This is a genomic window from Oceanobacter mangrovi (genome assembly GCF_019740315.1).
Lineage (GTDB): Bacteria > Pseudomonadota > Gammaproteobacteria > Pseudomonadales > Oceanobacteraceae > Oceanobacter > Oceanobacter mangrovi.
This window is the reverse complement of record NZ_JAHXZR010000015.1, coordinates 23,568-47,620: the sequence shown is the minus strand read 5'-3', so window position 1 is coordinate 47,620 and position 24,053 is coordinate 23,568. Positions and strand designations below refer to the sequence as shown.

Sequence of the window (24,053 nt, the reverse complement as noted above, 5' to 3'; positions counted from 1 at the left end):
AGAAGATGGTAATGAGTCAAGACGGCGTTAATAAAGGTCGCCGCACCCTGTTGGTGGGCGCGACTTCTGCTGTCGGCGCAGTTGGTGCTGGCTTCGTTGCAGTGCCCTTCCTCGGGTCATGGAACCCAAGTGAAAAGGCGAAGGCAGCGGGCGCTCCGGCAAAGGTCGATGTTAGCAAGATCGAACCAGGTGCGATGCTGACCGCAGAATGGCGTGGTAAGCCTGTGTACATCGTACACCGTACGGAAGAGATGGTGGCTAACCTGCCTAGCCATAACGACCGTTTGAAAGACCCTGACAACAGCGTTAAAACCCAGCAACCTGCCTATGCAGACAACATCAATCGCTCGCGCAAGGCTGAGCTGCTGGTGCTGTTGGGCGTTTGTACTCACCTGGGCTGTGCTCCGAAATATCACCCTGAAGTGAAAGCTGAGCCGTTTGATCCAAAATGGCAAGGTGGCTGGTTCTGCCCGTGTCACGGTTCCCGTTTTGACCTTTCCGGTCGCGTATTCAAGGGTTCCCCGGCAGCCATCAACCTGGAAGTTCCTCCATATATGTACGAAAGCGACAGTGTGGTTGTAATCGGTGTTGACGAGGAGAAAGCCTGATGAGCACTAACAAGAACACCCTCATGGGCTGGATCGATGACCGCTTGCCGGTAACCCAGACCTATGAAAAGCATATGTCCAAGTACTATGCTCCGAAGAACTTCAACTTCTGGTACTTCTTCGGCGTACTGTCCATGATGATGCTGGTTAACCAGATCCTGTCCGGTATCTGGCTGACCATGAACTTCGTGCCAAGTGCCGAAGGTGCCTTTGCATCCGTTGAGTTCATCATGCGTGACGTGCAGTGGGGCTGGTTGATTCGTTACATGCACTCCACTGGTGCTACCTTCTTCTTTATCGCCGTTTACCTGCACATGATGCGGGCGCTGCTGTACGGATCCTACCAGAAGCCACGTGAGCTGATCTGGATCTTCGGTATGCTGATTTACCTGGCGCTGATGGCGGAAGCTTTCATGGGTTACGTACTGCCATGGGGCCAGATGTCCTACTGGGGTGCACAGGTAATTATCTCTCTGTTCTCTGTATTGCCATACGGCGATGCGCTGACTGAATGGATCCGTGGTGACTTCCTGATTTCAGGTGCCACTCTGAACCGTTTCTTCGCCCTGCACGTGATTGCCGTTCCTCTGGTTATTGTGATGCTGGTTGTTGTCCACTTGCTGGCTCTGCACGAAGTGGGTTCCAACAACCCTGACGGCGTTGACATCAAGAAACTGAAAGACGAAAACGGCAAGCCGCTGGATGGTATTCCGTTCCACCCTTACTACTCCGTGCATGACATGGTTGGTATCGTGGTGTTCCTGATGGTGTTCTGTACCGTGATGTTCTTCTTCCCTGAAGGCAATGGTTTCATGCTGGAATACGCCAACTTTGAACCTGCCAACGGTCTGAAGACACCTGCGCACATCGCGCCGGTTTGGTACTTCGGTGCGTTCTACGCGATTCTGCGTGCGGTTCCGGACAAGCTGTTCGGTGTAATGGCCATGGGTGCTGCGATTGCGGTGCTGTTCGTACTGCCATGGCTGGATCGTAGCCCGGTCAAGAGCTGGCGCTACAAGGGCTGGATCAGCAAGATCTACCTGGTGATTTTCGGTATTAACTTTGTACTGTTGACTTGGCTGGGTACTCAGCCTGCGACTGAAACCCTGACCATGGTTGCTCAGATTGCATCCGTAATCTACTTCGGTTTCTTCATCGCTATGCCGTTCTACAGCAAGATGGAAAAAACCAAGCCAGTGCCAGAGCGTGTAACAGGGGGCCACTAATGAAAAAGATCTTCGCATTGATCGCAGCCGTTTTGCCGGCATTGGCAATGGCATCCACGGAAGGTGTTCATCTGGATAAACACCTGACTGATCTGACTGACAAGGCGTCACTGCAACGTGGTGCCAAGACATTCATGAACTATTGCATGGGGTGTCACTCTCTGGAGCATGCGCGTTTTAACCGTATGGCCAAAGACCTGGACATTCCTGAAGCTCTGATGATGGAAAACCTGGTATTCGACACCGACAAGAAGTTTGGTGATCTGGCTACCATCGGTATGCAGGTTGAAGACTCCAAGAAGTGGTTCGGTGCTACGCCTCCGGACCTGACTCTGGTGGCTCGCGTACGTCGTCCAGACTGGGTGTATACTTACCTGCGCAGCTTCTATGTTGATCCTTCCCGGCCATGGGGTGTGAACAACGTGGTATTCAAGGATGTAGGTATGCCAAACGTGCTGGCTGCCCTGCAAGGCAACCAGCATCTGGGTACAGCGCCAGTGACTGTGGGCTACGATACTCTGACTGGTCAACCGATCACTGAAGAGCAAGAGCACACTCTGTATCTGGCAGAAGAAGGTCAGCTTTCCGAAGCTGAGTTTGACAACCTGGTCTTTGACCTGGTGAACTTCCTGACTTACTCGGCTGAACCAATTGCGGTTGAGCGTCAGCGTCTGGGTTGGTGGGTTCTGTTGTTCCTGGCGATCTTCTTCGTACCTGTGTACATGCTGAACAAGGAGTTCTGGCGCGACGTGAAATAATCATACTCGCCCAAACTCTGTAGCTAGCCTGGCCGTATTTGCGGCCGGGCTATCTTTGTTTTTAGATAATCGATTTTTTAGCAAGCAAGCGAGGACACTATGGGGGTTGTAGCCAAGCGCTCTACCATGACGTTTTATTCCGACGCCTCGGATCACTTCAGCCACCGTGTACGTATCGTACTGGCTGAAAAAGGTGTTGCCGTGGAGATTCTGGATGTAGATCCAAACAATCTGCCGGAAGATCTGACGTCGCTGAATCCTTACAACACACTGCCAACTCTGGTGGATCGGGAACTGACTCTGTACGAAGACCCGAACATCATGATGGAGTATCTGGACGAACGCTTCCCTCATCCGCCGCTGCTGCCTGTTTACCCGGTTGCCCGCGCTGAAAGCCGTCTGTGGATCAAGCGTATCGAAAAAGACTGGTGTGGCCTGATCGATACCATCCTCAAGGGCGGTGATGATGCTGAAGCGGCTCGCAAGAACCTGACTGACAGTCTGGTTGGTATTGCGCCAATCTTCGCCGAGATGCCTTACTTCATGAGTGATGACTTCTCTATCGTTGATTGCTGCGTTGCTCCGATCCTGTGGCGTTTGCCAGTACTGGGTATCGAGCTGCCAGAAAAGCAGTGCAAGCCATTGCTGCAATACATGGATCGCCTGTTTGATCGCGAATCCTTCCAGGCCAGTCTGACTGAAGCTGAACGGGAAATGCGCGACTGATGAGCAACCTGACCCCAAGCCGACCATACCTGGTACGCGCCCTGAATGAGTGGATTCTCGACAACCAGTGCACGCCGTACGTACTTGTGGATGCCTCGCTGGCTGGGGTGCAAGTGCCTCAGGACTACGTGAACCAGGGCCAGATCGTGCTGAACATCAGCCCGGTCGCTGTGCAGAGTCTGCTGATTGATAACGAGGGTATTTCCTTTAATGCCCGTTTTGGTGGTGTCCCTATGTCGGTCTATGTACCGACTGTGGCTATCCTGGCGATTTATGCCAAGGAAAATGGCCAGGGCATGGTGTTTGGTACTGAAGCCGGTGCACCAGACCCGGATCTGCCACCAGAACCACCGCGTCCGGTCAAATCTGATGCCTCAGAAAAGACTGCGCAGTCTGCCAGTGGCAGGCCTTCGCTGAAGGTGGTGAAGTAACCATCAGTCTTGCTGTACAAGCTCTGAAATAAAAAAACGCCCCTCGGGGCGTTTTTTTATACTGCTAAACCGCTGTTTAAATCAGCTTCTGATCGAAGAACTCCGTTGTGCGCCGCCAGGCCAGCTTTGCCTGTTCCTCGTTATAGCGTGGGGTTGAATAGTTGTGGAAGCCATGACGAGTGTTTGGGTAGCTGTAGATCACGAACTCCGTACCACTGGCTTTCAGCGCCTGTTCATAGTCCGATCGCATGGCGTTGATGCGAGGATCATCTTCGGCATACTGAATCATCATGGCGGCTTCGATGGATACCACATCCTCCAGCGCTGGTGCCCGGCCATAGAAGGGCACACCAGCATCGAGATCCTTACCCATATCGACCGCCAGCTGATTCACCACACCGCCGCCATAACAGAAGCCGGTCGCGCCCAGCTTGCCATTGGAAAGTGGGTGCTTCTTAACATACCAGGCGCTGTTGAGCATATCCTTGTAGAGCTGTTCCTGATCCAGTGAGGCTTGCATCTGCTTGCCTTCATCGTCATTGCCCGGGTAGCCACCAATCGGTGCTAGGCCATCGGGAGCCAGTGCCAGAAAGCCTGCCACCGCTGCTCGTCGGGCAACGTCCTTGATGTAGGGATTGAGTCCCCGGTTTTCGTGAATGATCACCACCGCCGGAAACGGCCCCTTGCCAGCTGGCTGAACCAGATAACCACGCATGCTGCCAGACGATCCACCGGGTGATGGATATTCCACCCAGTTGGCCTTGATACGATCGTCGGTAAACAACACTTCCTCGGCATTGGCATAATTTGGCAACAGCGCCTGTGCCATTGCCAATCCGGAGCCGCCGACAATTGTCAGGGAAGAAGCTCTGGAAAGAAAATCCCGCCGACTCATACCAGTGTGGCAATACTCGTCGTACAGCTCATAGATCTTGGGATCAATATGATCTCGCTTCATGAACGTCTTCCTCCATTGATGTAACGAACACGCATTGAGCAGGTTCGTGACCTGCTGATCTTTTTATCGGCGCCGGGTTCCATTGAGAAGCTTTATCAGTCAAGCAGGCGCGCAATGGCACCTTCGGGAGTACCTCTTTAGGGCAGGGCGCGGCAGCCTGTACCTCCATAGGGATGGCCATAACGGGGAATTGGCTCAGGCCGTTGTTTTTATAAACTTGATTCAGGTCAATTCTGGACCCTTGCCCATTGGTCAATTTACCTGAGTGAACGCCATGAAAACCTTGCCCACGCTGACCCTGCTCTTCTATACCCTGGCTGCGCCCTTGATCGCGGAAGCCAATGACGCTGCTGCCAATTGCCGTGATGTGAATATTGGTGTGGTCGACTGGACCGATTTACACATTGTCAATGGCGTTGCCAAAACCCTGCTGGAAGAGCTGGGCTACAAGGTCAGTCTGCAGACAGAGCCTGCGACGCCACAGGTGTTCGCCAAAATGGAAGCCCGGGACATCGATGTTTTCATGGGTTACTGGACGCCAGCGATGAAGCCGATTGCCCAGCGTTATTACACCGATAAGTCAGTACAAACCCTGACTGAAAATCTGGATGAAGCACGCTGGACACTGGCTGTACCGGATTATGTTTATGACGCCGGTTTACACGACTTTGCCGATATCGCCAAATTCGCCGACAAACTGGACGGCCGTATTTATGGTCTCGAGCAGGGCAGCAGTGGTAACGCAGCCATTCTGGATATGATCAAAGGTAACGCCTTTGGCCTCAAAGACTTCAAACTGATAGAAACGACTGAGCGCATCATGATGGCGCAGGTGAAGGGCAAGGTACGCAAGGGTGAGTGGATTGTCTTTATGGGATGGGCACCGCATCCGATGAATCAGAATTACGCCATCCGTTACCTCAGTGGCGGTGATGACTACTTCGGCAAGGATTACGGTGCGGCGATTGTGAATACCAGTGTCCGTGCAGGTCTGGCAGAAAGTTGCCCAAATCTTGGCCGGTTCTTTGAAAACCTGACCTTCCGAGCTTCCGTTGAGGAGGAAATGATGGACCAGGTTTCCAATGGCTTTGTACCGGTTGATCGTGCCGTGCGAATGTGGATGCATGCCAACCCACAACAGGTTTCGGCCTGGCTCAACGGTGTTACCACCATTGATGGCAAACCGATTGATCCGGCGGCAATGGCCGCAGATATGGAACTGACTCTGGGACGTTAAGACACTCTGCCTGCTGCTGTAGTCCCAACGGGCTTGTTAGTCCTCACTATCAGCCCGTGGCCGGGCGGTTATGACTGCGCGGGTTGCCAGATATAAAACCGTGCCATTGAGCAGGTGCCAGAGAAAATGGGTTCCCAGTGGCCATTGGCTACAGAGCCTATCATCGAGGGTACGGAACGTCAGGGAAACACAAAACACGCCAAACGCAGCCAGCAATAACCAGCGCTCGTGATTGGCTTTGCCATTAGTTAGTGAAGGCTGACTCATGGCGTGAAGAATCCCCAGCAGTAACACTGACAGAATGGCTGGTGCATACATCATCGAGCCATTCAGTAAATCCGGATAAAGCCCGGCAATATAGTTTGCGGCAAAAAATATCATCATCAGCATACTGCTGGAGGTCCAGCCGAGCCGCAGGATGCGTCGCAGATAAATCCACAACAAACTGATCTGAAAAACCAGAATCGGAATCACATCCAGCCACATGGCCCAGACAGTCGCGAAGGTATGATAAAGGCCGCTGCCGGTACCAATCACTGCGACCATGATCACCAGCCATAGATCACCGATGGGTTTGTTGGCCGGATAGCGCTGCTTCAGCAACCGCCAAAGCATGAAAGCGGCAAGGATAAACGCCAGATTCGTGATGGCATTCCAGGGTTCTGCCCATAGCCCAGGGCCTAGCCGTTCGCAATATTCATCCAGCATGGATCTGATCTCTTCTTTCAGGTGGCCGGAAGCATGCACGATTCCTGTCTCGCTTGCAGCAAATGGCGTTGCAGGCTTTTTGAACTGCCTGAGCAAAACATAGGCAAATAGTCTACCCCTTTCAGGGTATTGCCCACATTCGTCGATGAAATTTTGACCTGAAGCAGTTTCTATCTTGAGAAGTTGACCGGTTGGTTAGGATAATTACCTGACCAATTGGTCAGAATTTATCAGGATAACAATGAAAATTGCCAAACCGCTCCGTCTAACAGCCTTGTTGCTTGCCTGCATGATGCCGTTAACCAGCATTGCCCAGATCCGTGCTGCTTTCGTTTATGTTGGGCCAGCCAATGAAGTCGGTTGGTCGTATTCCCATAATGAAGGACGCCAATACCTCGAACGCCTGTACGGTAATGATATCAAAACGGAATATGTTGAATTTGCCAAAGAGGGACGAGCATCAACCGAGCTGCTACGCCAATTGGCGAAAGAAAACGACATTATATTCAGTACCTCATCCGGGCTGATGATTCCAACCTCGCGGGTCGCGAAAGAATGGCCAAACGTCAAGTTCGATAATATTGGCAGCCTGCGAGTGGACGAAAATCTGGGGAGTTATTCTGCCCGAGCCTACGAGCCTCGTTATCTGTCCGGCATCATTGCCGGTTCCATGACTCGTAATAACCGCATCGGCTTTGTTGCCGCTCATGCCGTCCCTGAGGTAATTCGGGGTCTCAACGCGTTTGTATTGGGAGTAAAACGGGTCAATCCTGATGCGGTGGTGTATGTGAAGTGGACGCACCAATGGTACGACCCGGAGAAATCCACCCAACTGGCCAGGCAACTGGTAGAAAACGAAGGCGTTGATATCCTCACTCACCATACCGATTCGCCAGCAGTCATGACGGTTGCTGAACAGGCTGGTATTTATGGCATCAGTTTCCATTCCGATATGTCGGAGTTTGCACCGACTCGTCAGCTGGCCTCAATTGGTTATGACTGGGGTGTTTATTACGCTGAGCAAATCGAAGCCCTGAAACATGGCGACTGGCACAGTGACAGCCGCTGGTTGGGGATGAAGGAACAGGTTTCACAGCTTAATCGTATCAGTGCCAAGGTTCCGGCAACGGTTCGTCAGCAGGTTGAAACGGTACGCCAGCTGATTGAACAGCAGCAATTCAAGGTGTTTGCCGGGCCGATTCGGAATAGTTTTGGACGCGAAGTTGTAAAAGCAGGAGAGAGCCTGTCGGACCTTGAGCTGGAACGAATGAACTGGTACGTCGACGGCCTGATTGGAGAACTACCGACTTTCTGATGGTCAGGTGTGTTTCAGGCCGCTGGTACGGATGCTGCAATTCCCACTGACAGCAGCAAAGGACATAAGCCAATGTCCGACAGCAATTGCAGCAGGAGACACTGAGATGAACCCGCTATCTGAACAGCAGCTGATTGAACAGCTCAAGCGCCAGACGCTGCGACAGTACGAACGCAACCTGAATCGTGATTTGTCGCAGCAGCTGGGCTACGAGGTTTTATTGCGTAATGTACCCACAGCTCTGGATGAGCTGGCTAGCCAACTGCTTGAAAAGGTTCAACAAAATGAACTGTCATTAGCATCGTTAGAGATGTTGCTGGACGGTTATACCGCAGAGTTTCTGACCGTTGTACTGCAGAAACACCGCACTTCCTGTGCCTTGTCGAACTTCCCGCAAGAGCACAACCCGGCGGGCGAATATTTGCAAAGGGTTATCGAGGCAGCAGAAGCCAGTTGGTATCGATTCAGCCAACAGCTACAGGCACTGTAGTTTTTGCGACGCTTTGGCTGGCAGCAAGGTTGCCTGACGGATGTTTGCAAACCGCTGTCATGCTAGTCTGCGGGCTGTTCCGGATGGATGCAGGCAGCATGTTGCAAGTTTTTATTCATATACCCAAAACCAGTGGCACCACTTTGCGGGAATTCCTGCGCCCTCATTTCAGCAATGATGAAGCAATCTACTGGTACGGCAACGAACAGTTTGAGCGTAATTACCCAGGCATTGCGCCGCAGCTAACGGACCATACCAAGATCGTGTTCGGGCACTTTTTCTATGGCCTGCATGAGCTGACTGAAACCCCCGTTCAATATCACACCCTGTTACGTCATCCGATTGATCGGATGATCTCCTTCTTCGAATTCACCCGTCAGCAGTCGCTGGAAACCTCGGATATTCCGGAGGTCGTTCGAATTGCCCAGTCCGGTGACATCCTGCAATTCTTTCAGCACTTCCCGGAAGTCTGTAACGGCCAGTGTTTGTACCTGAGTCCAAAGCAGCCGGAGTCGGTAGGGCAAGCGTTGGAACATTTGCAGAACAGCCACTTTGGATTGCAGAGCTATGCGGCCTTGTATCTGAAAGAAGTGGCTGAGCAGCTGGATATTCGGCCGTTACGCTTTCGCGATCGCAAGGTGCGTAAACAGCAGCCGATATTTGATCAGGCGACCATGGGTAAACTGGAAAGTCTGTGTGCCGCAGATCTGGAGTTGTACCACAAGGCCGAAGCCCTGTATCTGGCTCGCCAACACAGCAGCGAGCCGAGGCTGGAATTTAAAAATCGCTGGGTAAACCGTCTGGCTAACTGGCGTTACCGGCTGGCCTGAACCGCGTTAGTCCTTATCTTCACTCTTATGCTGCTGACGCGCCTTGGCCCAGGGGTCAGAACTTGTGGCCGGGCTGGCTTTGGCGCGTGGCATCGAACGCTGGTTACCAAAAGGCTTGCCACCCTGTGGGCGCTTGTTATGTGCGGCCGTTTTACGGTCGCGTTTGGCCTGCTCTTCGGCAGCATCTTCCAGACTCAGCTGCTGGGGCTCACCTGGTTGTTGATGGGCTGGCACGACCCGGTCACGCGGCGGCAGCTTGAACTGATCTGACGATGGGTTTGGCAGATTCTTGTAGCGATACAAATAAAACACCTCCACCTTCTCCCGCGCCCAATCGGTTTTCTTGAGGAATTTAACGCTGGCCTCAATCGATGGGTTGGTCTTGAAGCAGTTGATATTCAGATAGGCAAACAGAATCTGGAAACCATAATGACTGACCAGCTCCTCCAGCATGGCCTTGAGGCCAACGCCGTGCAGCGGATTGTTCTGGTAATTGGTATTGGCATGATCAGTCATGGTGTATCCGGCAGGGCAGCGTGATTAAAGCGCGAGTGTACGTGGTTTGCGGGCTGGCGTCGCGGTTGGGGCTACAATGTCAGGTCATCACCTACTGTGGTTTGTTGAGTTGATGGCATGTAGGGTGTATTAGCGGAACGCGTAATACACCCTGTTGAGGAAAGGAATCCTGTGTCTGATTACCATCGAAACTGGCAACCGGGCGGTTGCTGGTTCTTCACTCATGTGCTTCACAACCGTCATGGCAATGACTTGCTGGTGCGTTACGTCGACGAGCTGCGTGAAACGGTACGTCATATCCGTTATCAGCATCCGTTTCAAATCCATGGCTGGGTGGTGTTGCCCGACCATCTCCATTGCCTGATCAGCTTGCCGGAGGGCGATGTGGATTACGCATTAAGATGGCGTTTGATCAAAACCCGGTTTTCCAAAGCGATTCCAAAAAACGAAAATATTGATAACGTGCGATTACAACGTGGTGAACGAGGAATCTGGCAAAGACGCTATTGGGAACATACTATTCGGGATCAACAGGACTTTAATAATCATATGGATTATATCCATATCAACCCGTTGAAACACGGTCTGGTGCAACGGGTACAGGACTGGCCATATTCAACGTTTCACCGGTGTGTTGAGCGAGGGGGTTATCCGATCGATTGGGCAGATGCAGTGAATGCGGATTTATTGTCGTATCGAGATTGAATTTTGGGAGTTTGATGTAATACGCCTTCGGCTATTACATCCTACGATGATTTTGTTGTATATCAAACGTAGGGTGTATTAGCGGAACGCGTAATACACCACAACGTTTAAATCAAACGAATTACATCACCCTCATACCCGGCTGGGCACCGTCATTTGGCTCCAGCAGGTAGATTTCTGATCCGCCAGGCCCGGCGGCCAGTACCATGCCTTCGGACATGCCAAACTTCATCTTACGCGGTGCCAGGTTGGCGACCATGATGGTGAGTTTGCCTTCGAGGTCTTCCGGGTTGTAGGCGGATTTGATGCCGGAGAAGACGTTGCGGGTTTCGCCATTGCCAATGTCCAGTGTCAGTTGCAGCAGTTTTTCTGCGCCTTCGACGTGGTTGGCTTTGACGATACGGGCAACGCGCAGGTCGACCTTGGCGAAGTCAGGGAATTCGATGGTGTCGGCAATCACTTCGTTGCCGTCTTCACGCAGTTCTGGACCCTTGTTTTTCGCTTTCTTGTCTTTTTTCTCTTCTTTCTTGCCTTGCTTGGAATCAGCCGCAGCGGCTGGCTGTTCGCCGTTTTCAATGGCGAGCTCGGCCTTGGTTTCTTCCAGAATCGCGTTCACCTTGTCCATTTCAGCACGCGCCAGCATGGGCTGGAACTTGTTGATCTGGTGGCCCAGCAGGATGTTGCTGCGGGAATCCCACTTGAGGTCGTCGAGGTTGAGGAACTCGGCGGTTTTTTCGGCGATTTCCGGCAGTACCGGCGCCAGGTAGGTGATCAGCTGACGGAACAGGTTGATGGCAACGGAGCAGACGTCGATGACTTCCTGCTGGCGGCCTTCTTCCTTGTTCATCGCCCACGGAGCTTTTTCCTGAATGTATTCGTTGGCACGATCAGCCAGCGCCATGATGTCTTTCATGGCCTTGCCGAATTCGCGGGCTTCGTAATGCGCGGCAATCTGGTCACCGGCATTGATGAAGTCCTGCACCATGGCTGCTTCGACGCAGTTGTCGCTCAGCTTGCCACCGGCCTTGAAAACAAAGTTGGCGGTACGGCTGGCAATGTTGACCAGCTTGTTGACCAGGTCGCTGTTGGCGCGCTGGACGAAGTCTTCGAGGTTGAGGTCAAAGTCGTCGACGCTGGAACCCAGCTTTGCAGCAAAATAGTAACGCAGGTAGGTCGGGTTCAGGTGGTTCAGGTAAGTGCGGGCCTTGATAAAGGTGCCGCGCGACTTGGACATTTTGGAACCGTTAACGGTCACGAAACCGTGCGCGTTGACTGCGGTTGGCGTGCGGTATTCGGCGGCGGTCAGCATGGCTGGCCAGAACAGCGCGTGGAAGTTCACGATGTCCTTACCGATAAAGTGGTACAGCTCGGCTTCGGAGCCTTGCTGCCAGTATTCGGCGAAATCCAGGCCTTGTGCCTTGCCCGTTTCGGAGTCACACAGGTTTTTGAACGACGCCATGTAGCCGATGGGTGCATCAAGCCAGACGTAGAAGTATTTGCCCGGTGCGTCCGGAATTTCAAAACCGAAATACGGCGCATCGCGGGAGATGTCCCATTCCTGCAGGCCAGCGTCGAGCCATTCGGCCAGCTTGTTGGCGATCTCGTTTTGCAGGGTGCCGGAGCGGGTCCACTCCTTCAAATAGGCGTCGAAATCCTGCAGTCTGAAGAAGTAGTGCTCGGATTCTTTCTCAACCGGGGTGGCGCCAGAGATGGTGGAGTAAGGGTTCTTCAGCTCCGCCGGGGTGTAGGTCGCGCCACAGGCTTCACAGTTGTCGCCGTACTGGTCGGCGGCACCACACTTGGGACATTCACCCTTGATGTAACGGTCGGCCAGAAACAGCTCTTTCACCGGGTCGTACAGCTGCTTGATCGAGCGCACGTTGATGTGGCCCTTGTCACGACAGGCCTTGTAGATCTCTTCCGACAGCACGCGGTTTTCTTCGCTGTGGGTGCTGTGGAAGTTGTCAAAACCGATCTGGAAGGCAGCAAAGTCGGCTTCGTGTTCGGCTTTTACCGCAGCAATCTGGGCTTCCGGCGAACGGCCTTCCTTTTCGGCCCGCAGCATGATGGCAGTGCCGTGAGCGTCGTCTGCACAAACGTAGGTACACATGTGGCCGCGAGATTTCTGGAAACGTACCCAGATGTCGGTCTGAATGTATTCCAGCAGGTGGCCCAGGTGAATGGAGCCGTTGGCGTATGGAAGCGCGCTGGTGACCAGGATCTTGCGTTGGCTGTTTGTCATGGTGTCACTACCGAATGGCTGTTTCGAAAACTCGAAGGGTGGAAAATCAAAGGGCGTTATTGTAGCGGTTCGTGGATCAGGCTTCATCCCTCTGTGTGGCGCTTCTGGTAAGTCAGCGAACCTGGCTTCAGCAGGCTGAAAGTCCGCTTATAAGATTAAACCGGATATTTATAATAAAACGACAGTTACTGACATATATGGCCTGATATATTGAATTGGTCAGCGCAATTGTCCAAATCGATTGAAGCGATTTTACATATCCAAACCAACTGCCTGATATTGAAACTGCAAAACCAACAGAATTGGTTTGCTACCCATAATAAATAGAAGAGAGGTTTATGATGGATATTATTCAATATCGCCCGGCCCTGTTGGGAGTTGCGTTGTTATCTGCCGCACTGACCGGTTGTGGTGGCGATGATAATAGTTCAGACACCGCAGACAACAGTGCTGTCACTCTCAGTGTCGAGGCTGACAGCAGCCTGGAAATCACTGAGGATACCAGCCTGGATGTCTTAACCCTAGCTAGCGGTGCCAGCCTTGTGGCCCCCGACGGCTATAGTCTGACCATGACAGTCGATGGTGTTGAAACCGGCATCGACGCCGGTGAATACAGTGGTGATATTGTCTTGCGACTGACTGATCAGATTCCGATTAGTTATACCACTTTTGGCACCGATAGTACTTATTATTACCGCACGGCAATATATATTGAGGATGGTGCCTATATCGAATCCAGCTCGGTTCCCTCCGCGGTCAGTTCCGGTGAGGTATCCGATACTGCAGCAGAAAATATTGTTATCGATTCCGTTGGTGAGCAGTTCAACGGGATTATGATTACCAGTAGTGATGGTAATACCGAAGCGTTCGATTATGCCATCAATCAGCCAACCATTAACTTTGACGGTAATGGTGTCGACGATTTCGCCGGTGTTGGTGCCGGTGTTTTTACCAGCGGTTATGCCAATGTCAGCATGGATGGCGCTACAATCACAACGACGGGGGCGATTCGTCCGGCTACTTTTGTGACAGGCAACAGTACTCTGACGGTAACGGATTCAACGATTGCTGCCCATAATGGCACTTTGCCGGATGACTATGTCTGGGCGTTGGGCGCAGGCATGATGGAAGTGCCGTGGATGCTGGGGATTACCGGTAATGTGCGAACCACGCTGGCAACTGGTAATGGTACTGCGTATTACGTGAACAGTGATTTGAGTGCTGATGCCTGGGGCGTGTTATCAACCGATGACGTCAATGGCACTGAACTCTACTGTATCAATTCCACCGTCAAAACGACCGAGAGTGGCTATGGAGCCTATTCCGATAATGGCGCCGATGTTGTTATCCGTGGCTGTGATTTTGATATTACGGACTATGGTCTGATTCTGACCAGCAGCAGTACGGCGACGATTGGTAATGCCTCGACCATTGAGTCTGGTCGTATTGGCGTCATGATGCACAGCACTGCGACCGGCACCTTGACGATTAACGGCGATAGCCTGCTGCATTCTGTGGGCACCGGGATTCAGGCCAAGGGAAGTTACCCAACGATTAATATTGATGCTGCGACGGTAGTGTCGGACTCCGGTTTGCTGGTGCAATTGATGGCTAACGATGACCCGTATTTTGTAACCAGCACGGGCACGGTGACCGGTAACTATGACGCGACGGTCAATCTGTCAGACACTGAGCTGGAAGGGGACCTGGTCAACGGTAACACCATTGCAGTGACCCTGAATGTAAACCTGGCTGCGACCACGCTGACGGGCGCTATAACAACGGCAACTACGACACCTCTGTACGAAGAAGAAGGCTATACGGCCGATGAATTGACCGCTGACGACTATGCCATGATCGGTGAAGTGACCAATGTGTACGAAGAAACCTTCGACGATAACGGAGTTGCCGTCTCGCTGGATGGTTCAAGTGAATGGGTGGTCGATCAAACTTCCTGGATCACCTCGCTGACACTGGCGGAAGGTGCCCAGCTGTCGGCACCAGAAGGCACCAGCCTGACCATGTATGTCGACGGTGTTGCAACCGACATTGCCGCTGGCAGTTATGAAGGCCAGATAACCTTGATGGTATCCAACTGACTGGAGTTTAAGACCGGCTATTCAAACGCCGCCTGGCGCATCAGATACTGGTGTAGCCAGTATCTGATTTTCTAAAATCGCTCAGAACAGGCTTTCAAGTACCAGCATAATGGCGCAGGCAGTGCAGTACAGCAGACCGGTTTTGGCGGTCAACGCCAGCAGATCGTTCATATCTCGACCCTGGGTAATGAAGATCCGCTGGGACAATGACCACACCATCGGGCTGCAAAGCAGCACGGGGACTAGTAACAGCAGGTAATCGGGCCAGCTGATCCACAGATGTAGCAGCAGGGCCGCGACCATACTGGCGACAAATAGCGCACGGCTGGCTTTGTCACCCAGACGTACAGCGAGGGTGAATTTGCCGGCCTTGCTGTCGGTTGGAATATCGCGAATGTTGTTGATCAGCAGGATGGCGACGCTGAACAAGCCCGCGGTTGTGCCGTACATCAGCGCATGGCTGTTGATCTCTCCGGTTTGTAACCAATAACTTCCGGCCACTGCAACCCAGCCAAAAAATGCCAGTACCGCAACTTCACCAAGTCCTTTGGAGGCCAGCGGCAGGGGACCGGTGCTGTAGGCAAACACGGCCAGTATGCAGAGCAAGCCGACCCATAGCAGGCGCCAGTCGGTAAGGGCAGCAAGGGCAACACCCGTGGCCATCGCAGCGAGGGTGCAAAGCGCCAATGCCATGATCATGGATTTGGGGCTGATAAAACCGGACTGCACCATACGGGCTGGCCCCAGTCGTTCGTCGGTATCAATGCCGCCGAGCCCATCGAACAGGTCGTTGGCGAGGTTGACGCCAATTTGCAGTAATACCGAACACAGCATCGCCAGCAGGAAAATACCCATATCCAGCGCTTGCTGATTGGCCGCCAAAGCAGACCCCAGTAGCACCGGTCCAATGGACGCCGGAATGGTTTTTGGTCGAATCGCTTGTACCCAGTAATTCACCGGATTCTCCCTGAAATAATCATGGCGGGCAGCATGGAGCAAAATTCCGTCGACTGCCAGTCGCAAAATGAAACTACTTTTATTTAGAATAGCGGCTCGTTTGAACACATGCTGGTCGTCGTTATTGGGCAACCTTTGCTAGTGTATCAAACCGGTGTTAGAACGATATTTCGCAGGGAAGTCAGGGAAAACAATGCAACAGCTTTTAAGCCAAATCATTCTGCCAGTGGTGCTGGCCTTCATCATGTTTTCGATGGGGCTAGGTCTCGAAAAAAAGCATTTTAGCCAGGTTATTCAGCGGCCTGTGGTTCCGCTGGTCGGCCTGGTGTGTCAGATGCTGATGTTACCGTCGCTGGCGCTGGTGATCATTGTGGTTACCGGGCTGGAAGGTGCCGCCGCCGCAGGTTTGTTCCTGCTGTCACTGTGCCCTGGCGGGGCAACCTCTAATATGTTCGCCTGGCTGGCGGGCGGTAACGTGGCCTTGAGTATTTCGCTGACGGCGATTACCAGCCTGATGGTACCGCTGAGTTTGCCCTTGCTGTTTGGTAGCTACCTGACGGCTTCCGGGGATATGTTGTCGGACATCGATTTTCCTGTAGCAATTGCCATCAAACAACTGGTTGCAGTGACACTGGTGCCAGTGTTGCTGGGTATGGCCTTGCGCCATTGGGCAACGGCGCTGATGGTAAAAATAGAGCCTTATGCGAAAAAGCTGGCAGCGCTGGCGATGGCGTTGGTGGTGATTGCGCTACTGGTTGTGAACGGTGACATTCTACTGGCGATGCTGTCGCTGCAAGGTGTTGCTGTGCTGCTGCTGGCGATGGTGTCGATGGCATTTGCACTGTTGTTGTCGCGCCATCTGGGCTGTGATCAGGCCGATAGCCGTACCATTGCTGTAGAAGTAGGGATTCAGAACGCAGGCACCGCGCTGTTGGTGGCAATGACGGTGTTGCAGCGTCCGGAACTGGCGGCCGTGCCTTTGATGTACGGTTTGCTGATGAACCTGCCGGGCTTTGGTTATATCGGTCTGGTTCGCTGGCTGGACCGCCGTCGTGCCCAGTTAGTCTGATTGTTAGAGATTATCGTGCTCTGCGGGTAATCAGCAGGTAATAGCTGATGGCCAGCAGCAGGCACAGGGTTGCTGGCATCAGCAGCGTCAGAAACAGATATTGCTGGAACAGCCAGGTGGCGGCGACGCCACCGGAAATAAAGCCGCCGATGATCAACAGAAACAACAGCGCTTTGCGCTGGTCCAGTCCGTCCCCTCGCAACCAGGTTCCCAGCATGATGCCGAGATCGGTGACAATACCGGTCACGTGGGTGGTGCGAACAATGGCACCGCTGAAGGTCGTCGCCAGCGCATTCTGCAGGCCACAGGCCATGGATGCGGCATAATGCCCCCACATCGGATGATCTTTCATCAGCCAGACCGCCAATAACAGCAGCAGGCATTCCAGTAATAGCAGAGGGCTGTAGGGTTTCCCTTCGACCAATGCGGTATTGCTGAGGCTGAGGCCGGATACTGCGGCACCAAGCAGGAAACTGACCAGAATTCCCAGTAAGTGCCAGCTCTTGTCAGACCAACCTGCAAGAGCACTGGCAAACTGGCTGGCAGTGCCGGAGAGGTGTGAAATAGATTGGTGCTCGAAGCCCAGCAGGCCAACGACGTTGACGCTGCCAGCGATGAACGCCAGCAAAAAGGCGCCAGCTTCGACCCAGCGGGGCAGGCGGGAAATCACAACAGTTACTCCCTCTGGTTGGTCTGGCGGGCAACTCGCCCGCCGTCAGCGGTCAGGCTTTACGTGGCTTGTCGAACGTCACCTGGACGGCTTTGACCATGTTGTCCTTGATTTGCAGAATCTCAAACCGGTAGTTACCAATGCGCAGACACACCGGCGATTCCGGGATGTGTTCAATAATTTCCACGATCAGCCCACTGATGGTTTTTGGCCCGTCGGTGGGCAGCTCCCAGTTCATGGTTTTGTTGACGTCACGAATATAGGCGGTGCCGTCGACAATGTAGCTGCCGTCTTCCTGTGGATGAACATCTGGTGAATTGGTCGCCACCACATCGGTAGTAAATTCGCCGACAATTTCTTCAAGAATATCTTCCAGCGTACAGATTCCCTGCACGTCGCCATATTCATCTACCACCAGGGCGATACGGCGCTGGTTTTTCTGGAAGTTGAACAGCTGGGTGTGCAGCGGTGTGCTTTCTGGAATGAAGTAGGGTTCACGGGTGGCCTCTTCGATATCGGCCTTGGAAAAACTCTCGAGGCTGATAACCCGGGCAATCGAACGCACATGCAGGATGCCGATGATGTTGTTGATGTTGCCACGGTAAACCGGCACGCGAGTATGCTGGGTGGTGCGCATCTGTTCCAGCAGGGTATCCATATCGTCATCAAGATCGACGCCGTAGACCTCGCCTTTCGGCACCATGATGTCATTGACGGTCATTTTTTCGAGGTCAAGGATACTCAGCAGCATGTGCTGGTGGCGCTTCGGAATCATGCCACCGGCTTCCCGCACCACAGTGCGCAGCTCTTCGGTGCTGAGGCTGTCGGAGTTGGCCTGGTTGGTATCAACCCTGGCCAGCTTCAGCAGGCCATTGGCGATGGTGTTCACAAACCAGACGAACGGATGCAGTAACCATTGCAGCCCCAGCAGCAAGCGGGCGGCTGGAAAGGCAATTTGTTCAGGGGCGATGGCGGCCAGCGTCTTGGGCGTCAGTTCCGCAAAAATCAGTACGATCAGGGTAAACAGGATGGTGTTAACAAACACTGCCAGATCCGGGTTATCAGGCCACAGGCGCTGACTGATGATGGTGGCCAGGGCAGCCGCAGCGAAGTTCACCAGGTTGTTACCGGTCAGGATGGTGCCGATCAGACGATCGGGTTTGTCGAGCAGTTTGGAAGCCAGTTTGGCGCCCTGATGGTTATTCTTTGCCAGGTGACGCAGGCGGTAGCGGTTAAGCGACATCATGCCGGTTTCAGAGCTGGAGAAGAATCCTGAAAAAATGATCAGTACCACGAGTATGCCGAATAGCACACTTAAGGGAACCTCGTTCAAGGTGGTGTCCTTTGACTATTAAGAAGTGGTCATCATAGGGCTGACGGGTAGTCTGTCAACTGTGCTCTGGTACTCATTATTGATTTGTTGATATGGCATAAAGCTGCGTCTTGCATGGCCTGTCTGTGTGATTAACGGTGCGGTCGTCAGGACTGTGTCATCGAATCGGTAAAGGCTGTGCAAATAACCATCTTTGACCATTTTGTCTGTCTTCAATAGTCAGTTTTTTATAGCGCTCAAGCAATTTATCCACTTGCGAACCAGTTTTTCTTATTGTGAATAAATAGTATATTCATGTAACTGATTGTGTACTTTTAGTTTATAAACCTATCAACTATCAGTCGTAGCAGTCTGGCTTTTAAACCTTGTATTTGGTAGTTGTCCATGGAATACGGATTAATATCTGCGTTGGTAATACGACGACTGTTGCGGCTCTTTTTTATCGCTGGTTCAGTGCTGCCAGCATGCATGCTGAGTCTGATGTCGCAAGCTGCCGACTTTGATGTCAGCGCGACCAAGGATTTGTCGTGTATTGCAGATCGGGCAAGCCAGACCTTTAACTGTACAGCCGGTGAATTTACCGTATCGCCGACGTTCAGTGCCGCTGATGGTGAACCACCATTCTGTATGGCCGGGCAGGATTTTGAATTCGTGGTGGAAATTGAGCTGTCGGGTTCCAATACTGACCGTTACGACGTCGGTTTTTTTGTCGGTCAGGAAGGCAACAACCCGGCAGTTTCCACTGCCAGTACTCTCAATTCCGGCAATGCACTCTGTTCGGTTGCAACTTTCCCGGCGCTGGATAACCCGACGCCAACGGTTTCCAATCCCTGGTTTGCGGCGGCCAACGATGAAGCCGGTGACCTGTGTGGCGACTATATGGGCGGGGGCGATACCACCAACCGCATCGACAAGATCAAGGTGGTCTGTACTGCCGACTCCGCCACCAGTGCGCTGCAAATCCCCTACATGCTGTCATACAAGCAGAATGAAAAAAATAACGGCCTGTGTACCGGCCCGACCGACGTATCCCAGGACAATAAATCCAAGTGTGTGACGGGTACTTCGGTGGTGAACGGTGTGGTAGCCGTGCAGGTAGGGGTCTGGATGGACATCACCAAACAGACCACACCAGATCAGCAGTCGATTACCACCGATGGCTTTACACCACAAAGTTTTACCTATACCGCGACCGCACCCAGTGGCAGCAAGGTGATTGCTCTGGTTGGCGCGACGCTGAGCAGCACTGGCGTGAGCGGTGGCACCTATATTCCTGCCACCATCTCGGAAGCAACCAATAGCACGACGTTTACCCTCAGTGACGGCGAAACCGCGCGGGTATTTATGACCGCCAGTGACAGTGACCAGACGCTTACGGTTACTGAAGCGACCACCACTGGCTGGGTTGAAACCGCTGAGGATATCACTTGCTCTGGCGGCGTTTCCTACAGCACAGACACCGCCAATCGCAGTATGGCGATGGTGCTAAACACCACCACGTCTGCGGGTGAGTGCACCATTACCAATACCAAGAAGCCGCAGATTCAGATCGAGAAAATCTCCACTGGCGACATTGGCAGCTTTGAATTTACCGGCACCGCAGGCTGGAGCACAGCAACCATTTCAACCACGGCTGTTGATACCGCCGAGCAAGGCAGTGTGCAGTATCTGACGCCCTATACCGCCGCTTCTGTGAGTGAGACCAGCCAGACCGATTTCCGCCTCGACGATATGTCCTGTGTCGACAACGGTTATCCGGTGGCTGCCGGTACTATCAGTTATGACTACGACACGGCAACCGTGTCGATGGACGCCAACGCGATGTCGCCAGGGGCTGAAATTCTCTGTACCTACACCAATATTCGTCAGCGACCGTTGACGGTTACCAAGGTGCTGGATGATCCCTTCAAGCCGGGGCTGTTTTTAATGAGCGCCAACGGTGAGTGGTCGGAAGAAGGCGGTGATGGCACTACGGTGTCGACCATCGTCGATGTCGGCGCAACCGTTAGCGCCGCGGAAGCGGCTGGCACCGATACTGACCTCAACGATTACAACGCCAGTTACGTCTGTGATACCGATCCGGCGACGGCAGTAGCGGCATCCGGCGATGGCAACTCGGCCAGTTTTACCATGCCCAATGGCGATATTATCTGTACCTTCACCAACAGCCGTAAGACTGCCAATCTGGTGCTCAGCAAGCAATGGCAGGTGGGTTTTGAGAACGACGAAGTGAGTCTGGCGAGCAGTGGTTTTATCAACAACGCCAGTCTTGCCAGCTCGGTATCCAATGCCAGCGGTGACAACCTGGATTCTGGCAGCGCCGCCACCGTTTATGTCGGCGAAAGCGGGACGCTGGCAGAGAGCTGGTTGAGTGGCGAACCCAACTATTACAACAGCGTCATCAGCTGCAGTGGCACCGATGGTCTGACCGACAGCACCTTGCTGGTGGGGCAGGATGATACTGATATCGAATGTACCTTCACCAACAGCCGCAAAAGCGCCAGCCTGACGCTGCAAAAGCAATGGGTTAACGCGGATGCCGGCAGTGTGATTGAGCTGACCAGCTCTGGCTTCGGTAATGACGCCGACGCCACCCATGATTCCACTTCTGTTGCCGAAAACCTCACCAGCGGCGATCCGGCGACGGTGTATATCCTGGAATCCGGCAGCCTGGCGGAAACCTGGCTGTCTGGTTCGGGCACGCTGGATCTCAGTGACTTTGCCACCACGGTAACCTGTTCCGGCACCGACGGTTTTGACAGCGCCAGTAACAGCCTGACCATTGGCATTGATGACACCGACATCGTCTGTACCTTCACCAACGAACAGTTGAAACCCAAACTGAGCGTGATCAAGCAAGCCATTGCGGTGGAAGACCCGGTCAACGGTACCAATAATCCAAAAGCCATTCCGGGGGCGCTGGTGGAATATTCCATCAAGGTGGAAAACTCGGGGCTGGGGCAGGTTGATGCCGATTCCATCACGATTACCGATGCGATTCCGGCCAACCTGGTGATGTACGTGGACGGTATCGAAGGCACCAGCGCTGCGGTGATTTTTGAAGATGACAGCATCAGCAGTGGTCTCAGCTGGAGCAGTGGCCAGCTGCAATATTCCGCCGATGGTGGCAGCAGTTGGGGTTATACGCCATCTGCAGATGCCAAGGGACTGGACGCCAACGTCACCAATATTCGCATCAATCCGACCGGTGTTATGAACGAGCGTAACAGCAGTGGTAACCCTGGCTTTGAAATACGTTTCTGGGTGATGGTGGAATAATCAGGCAATCAATCGGGCGACCCGGAGCCTGCTACAGCGTCCGGGTTGAATAACCGCATTAGTAGTTATACGGCCGATTGGTGGTCAGGTTGGCAATGCCTTTCACCAGCCGGAACACGCTCCAGACAAACACACCCAGCAAAATAAACCAGCCAATAAAAATAAACACCGTGACGTAGCCAATCACGGTCAGACCTAATCCCCACCAGAACACCTTGATGATATTGGCGAAGTGATCTTCAAACTGACTGCCACGAAAATCATTGATCTTGACCATCGCCCAGGCGCCACCGATGACCCAGCAAATGCCGGTGAAATAGCCCAGCCCCATCATGATATAGGCGAACAGCGCATGATTTTTGGCGTCGTTGTCGTGTGGCGACAAGGGCTGAAAATTGTCGCGTGGCGGCATAGAGTTGTAGCTCTGCTTGTCTTTCCGATAGTTGTCGCTGTCGCTGTCGCTGTCGCTGTCGCTGTCGCTGTCGTGATCGTAGTCGGCCATGTTGGCTCCAGCCCGTTGGTCATTGCTGGCAGCATAACAATTACAACGGGCCAGTACAGCGATTAAACGGCCAGCGGCTGGGCGCTCTTTTGCTGCTGTTTGGCTGCCGTGGCTTTGCGAGCCTTGCGTTTGCGCCACCAGATAATAACGCCTGTGACCGACAGCATGGCCACCACCAGGCCCATGGCCGAAATCAGGATACGACCCGGCAGCCCCAGAATTCGACCGGAATGCAGCGGGAACTGGGCCTGCACAAACAGATCGGCAACCGAACCTTGCCACGGAATCCGCTGGCCCAGAATTTCACCACTGTAAGCATCAACATACAGCTCTTTATGGCCAGCTCCCGCAGTACCGTGGTCGTTGTCAGGGAAGAACAGTTTGACGTCGTAAAAACCGAACTGGCGGGCGTAATAGACAGCACCTGCTGGCTCATCCCAGCCGAGCTCGCGGGCGCGTTCTGTGGCGGTTTCGATCGCCTGCTGCATGGTCAGGTTGGGCTGCTTCACATCGGCCAGTGCAATAAACGGATGCACATCGTAGGGCGTCGGCGTGACGTCGGAAATGGCTGACAGCACCGGCATAAACACTTCCCGCTTGAGGTTCAGTGAGAAGGCGGTGAAGGCGATTATCAGCAACAGTCCCCAGGTCCACAGGCTGACAGCCTGATGCAGATCGAAGTTGAGCTTGTAACGGCCACCATTCCAGCGAATACCAAAACGTTTGCCCCAGTTGCCGAACCAGTTGCGGGTTTTCACTGCGCTGGTGTCACCGCGTTGGGTGCTGAATTTCGGCCAGGTCAGGGCGATGCCAAAGAAGCAGTCGAGCGTCCAGATCAGCGCAATCCCCCCCAGCAGCCAGATGCCCCATTCATCAATTCCCCACATTTCCGGCAGGTGCAGGCTGTAGTGCAGCTTGTAGAGGAAAGACACAAAGGTTTCGCTGCTGAGTGGCCATACCGCCCCCCACTGGCGGGTGCCGAGTTCTGCGCCGGATACCGGATCAACAAACAACTGGTTGAAGCCCAGCTCATAACGTTCTCCCGTTGCCGGGTTCAGTCGTGGCTGAACGTAGAAGCTGACGGAATGGCCTGGCTCCGGGGTTAGTGGTGTATACAGCACCTGCATGTGCGGGTGGCGGGCCTCAGCCTGTTCGATCAACTCAAACATGGGGATTGGCTGGCCCGGGGTATTGGCATCCAGTAAATGGCCGTTGAGCCATTCATCCAGCTCATGATCCCAGGAAATCACCGCGCCGGTGAGGCCGGTGATAAACAGAAAAACCGCTGTGGTCAAACCAGCCCAGCGGTGTAATAAAACCAGTGTCGATCGCATTCAGGATTCCCTCGAATGTGGCGGCAAATTCCTGGTCAGGCAGCAGTCGTCATCCGACTG

The 24,053-nt window shown here is 53.3% G+C and carries 22 protein-coding genes; 13 read left to right on the top strand and 9 right to left on the bottom strand.

Annotated features, from left to right (window positions below; all coding sequences use genetic code 11):
* The first annotated feature begins 11 nt into the window (after window positions 1–11).
* The 5 genes from petA to K6123_RS22275 all read left to right on the top strand — a co-directional run bounded on the left by petA (window position 12) and on the right by K6123_RS22275 (window position 3,749).
* The gene (gene petA, locus K6123_RS22295) at window positions 12–608 is read left to right on the top strand and encodes a ubiquinol-cytochrome c reductase iron-sulfur subunit (RefSeq protein WP_221801750.1); all 597 of its coding nucleotides are present in this window, start codon (window positions 12–14) and stop codon (window positions 606–608) included.
* Entirely contained in the window at window positions 608–1,834 is a 1,227-nt protein-coding gene (locus K6123_RS22290; protein WP_221801749.1) for a cytochrome b, read from the top strand. Before petA ends, K6123_RS22290 begins: the two co-directional genes overlap by 1 nt.
* On the top strand, window positions 1,834–2,592 hold the full coding sequence (locus tag K6123_RS22285) for a cytochrome c1 (RefSeq protein ID WP_221801748.1): 759 nt from the start codon (window positions 1,834–1,836) through the stop codon (window positions 2,590–2,592). Before K6123_RS22290 ends, K6123_RS22285 begins: the two co-directional genes overlap by 1 nt.
* Before the next feature lie 99 nt (window positions 2,593–2,691).
* Window positions 2,692–3,318 (top strand): stringent starvation protein SspA, encoded by a 627-nt coding sequence (gene sspA / locus K6123_RS22280; RefSeq protein ID WP_221801747.1) that lies wholly within the window; start codon window positions 2,692–2,694, stop codon window positions 3,316–3,318.
* A gap of 8 nt (window positions 3,319–3,326) precedes the next feature.
* Complete coding sequence (locus K6123_RS22275) at window positions 3,327–3,749, top strand: ClpXP protease specificity-enhancing factor (RefSeq protein ID WP_221801787.1); 423 nt, start codon at window positions 3,327–3,329, stop codon at window positions 3,747–3,749.
* Between the two features lie 76 nt (window positions 3,750–3,825).
* On the opposite strand, the gene K6123_RS22270 is transcribed toward K6123_RS22275, so the two are convergent.
* Entirely contained in the window at window positions 3,826–4,707 is an 882-nt protein-coding gene (locus K6123_RS22270) for a dienelactone hydrolase family protein (protein ID WP_221801746.1), read from the bottom strand.
* Window positions 4,708–4,981: 274 nt separating this feature from the next.
* On the opposite strand from K6123_RS22270, the gene K6123_RS22265 reads away from it, so the two are divergent.
* Window positions 4,982–5,944, top strand: coding sequence for a glycine betaine ABC transporter substrate-binding protein (locus K6123_RS22265; RefSeq protein WP_221801745.1), 963 nt, complete (start codon window positions 4,982–4,984; stop codon window positions 5,942–5,944).
* A 36-nt stretch (window positions 5,945–5,980) separates the two neighbouring features.
* On the opposite strand, the gene K6123_RS22260 is transcribed toward K6123_RS22265, so the two are convergent.
* The gene (locus tag K6123_RS22260; RefSeq protein ID WP_221801744.1) at window positions 5,981–6,691 is read right to left on the bottom strand and encodes a ceramidase domain-containing protein; all 711 of its coding nucleotides are present in this window, start codon (window positions 6,689–6,691) and stop codon (window positions 5,981–5,983) included.
* A gap of 202 nt (window positions 6,692–6,893) precedes the next feature.
* Between K6123_RS22260 and K6123_RS22255 the strand changes: the two genes are divergently transcribed.
* From K6123_RS22255 to K6123_RS22245, 3 genes are all read left to right on the top strand, one after another.
* Window positions 6,894–7,967: a BMP family ABC transporter substrate-binding protein gene (locus K6123_RS22255; protein WP_221801743.1), complete on the top strand. Its 1,074-nt coding sequence runs from the start codon at window positions 6,894–6,896 to the stop codon at window positions 7,965–7,967.
* Window positions 7,968–8,073: 106 nt separating this feature from the next.
* A complete protein-coding gene (locus tag K6123_RS22250) occupies window positions 8,074–8,457 on the top strand; it encodes a hypothetical protein (protein WP_221801742.1) in 384 nt (127 codons plus the stop codon).
* Between the two features lie 98 nt (window positions 8,458–8,555).
* Window positions 8,556–9,287, top strand: coding sequence for a sulfotransferase family protein (locus K6123_RS22245; RefSeq protein WP_221801740.1), 732 nt, complete (start codon window positions 8,556–8,558; stop codon window positions 9,285–9,287).
* Between the two features lie 6 nt (window positions 9,288–9,293).
* Here K6123_RS22245 and K6123_RS22240 read toward each other — a convergent pair whose 3' ends face one another.
* The gene (locus K6123_RS22240; RefSeq protein ID WP_221801738.1) at window positions 9,294–9,803 is read right to left on the bottom strand and encodes a VF530 family protein; all 510 of its coding nucleotides are present in this window, start codon (window positions 9,801–9,803) and stop codon (window positions 9,294–9,296) included.
* A 171-nt stretch (window positions 9,804–9,974) separates the two neighbouring features.
* On the opposite strand from K6123_RS22240, the gene K6123_RS22235 reads away from it, so the two are divergent.
* Entirely contained in the window at window positions 9,975–10,508 is a 534-nt protein-coding gene (locus K6123_RS22235; protein WP_221801736.1) for an REP-associated tyrosine transposase, read from the top strand.
* Window positions 10,509–10,629: 121 nt separating this feature from the next.
* Here K6123_RS22235 and metG read toward each other — a convergent pair whose 3' ends face one another.
* Window positions 10,630–12,750, bottom strand: coding sequence for a methionine--tRNA ligase (gene metG, locus K6123_RS22230; RefSeq protein ID WP_221801734.1), 2,121 nt, complete (start codon window positions 12,748–12,750; stop codon window positions 10,630–10,632).
* 338 nt (window positions 12,751–13,088) lie between these two features.
* Between metG and K6123_RS22225 the strand changes: the two genes are divergently transcribed.
* Window positions 13,089–14,849: an autotransporter outer membrane beta-barrel domain-containing protein gene (locus tag K6123_RS22225; protein ID WP_221801732.1), complete on the top strand. Its 1,761-nt coding sequence runs from the start codon at window positions 13,089–13,091 to the stop codon at window positions 14,847–14,849.
* A gap of 81 nt (window positions 14,850–14,930) precedes the next feature.
* Here K6123_RS22225 and K6123_RS22220 read toward each other — a convergent pair whose 3' ends face one another.
* Window positions 14,931–15,806: a 1,4-dihydroxy-2-naphthoate polyprenyltransferase gene (locus K6123_RS22220; RefSeq protein ID WP_221801730.1), complete on the bottom strand. Its 876-nt coding sequence runs from the start codon at window positions 15,804–15,806 to the stop codon at window positions 14,931–14,933.
* Window positions 15,807–15,999: 193 nt separating this feature from the next.
* Between K6123_RS22220 and K6123_RS22215 the strand changes: the two genes are divergently transcribed.
* Window positions 16,000–16,875, top strand: a complete 876-nt coding sequence (locus K6123_RS22215; RefSeq protein WP_221801728.1) for a bile acid:sodium symporter family protein — start codon at window positions 16,000–16,002, stop codon at window positions 16,873–16,875.
* 10 nt (window positions 16,876–16,885) lie between these two features.
* Here the strand turns inward: K6123_RS22215 and K6123_RS22210 are convergent, their stop codons facing one another.
* Complete coding sequence (locus K6123_RS22210) at window positions 16,886–17,545, bottom strand: YoaK family protein (RefSeq protein ID WP_221801727.1); 660 nt, start codon at window positions 17,543–17,545, stop codon at window positions 16,886–16,888.
* A gap of 52 nt (window positions 17,546–17,597) precedes the next feature.
* Window positions 17,598–18,878: an HlyC/CorC family transporter gene (locus tag K6123_RS22205; protein ID WP_221801726.1), complete on the bottom strand. Its 1,281-nt coding sequence runs from the start codon at window positions 18,876–18,878 to the stop codon at window positions 17,598–17,600.
* Window positions 18,879–19,358: 480 nt separating this feature from the next.
* On the opposite strand from K6123_RS22205, the gene K6123_RS22200 reads away from it, so the two are divergent.
* Window positions 19,359–22,157 (top strand): prealbumin-like fold domain-containing protein, encoded by a 2,799-nt coding sequence (locus tag K6123_RS22200; protein ID WP_221801725.1) that lies wholly within the window; start codon window positions 19,359–19,361, stop codon window positions 22,155–22,157.
* 58 nt (window positions 22,158–22,215) lie between these two features.
* Here the strand turns inward: K6123_RS22200 and K6123_RS22195 are convergent, their stop codons facing one another.
* The gene (locus K6123_RS22195; RefSeq protein WP_246624971.1) at window positions 22,216–22,659 is read right to left on the bottom strand and encodes a DUF4870 family protein; all 444 of its coding nucleotides are present in this window, start codon (window positions 22,657–22,659) and stop codon (window positions 22,216–22,218) included.
* Window positions 22,660–22,721: 62 nt separating this feature from the next.
* Window positions 22,722–23,993, bottom strand: coding sequence for a PepSY-associated TM helix domain-containing protein (locus K6123_RS22190; protein WP_221801724.1), 1,272 nt, complete (start codon window positions 23,991–23,993; stop codon window positions 22,722–22,724).
* Window positions 23,994–24,053 lie beyond the last annotated feature (60 nt).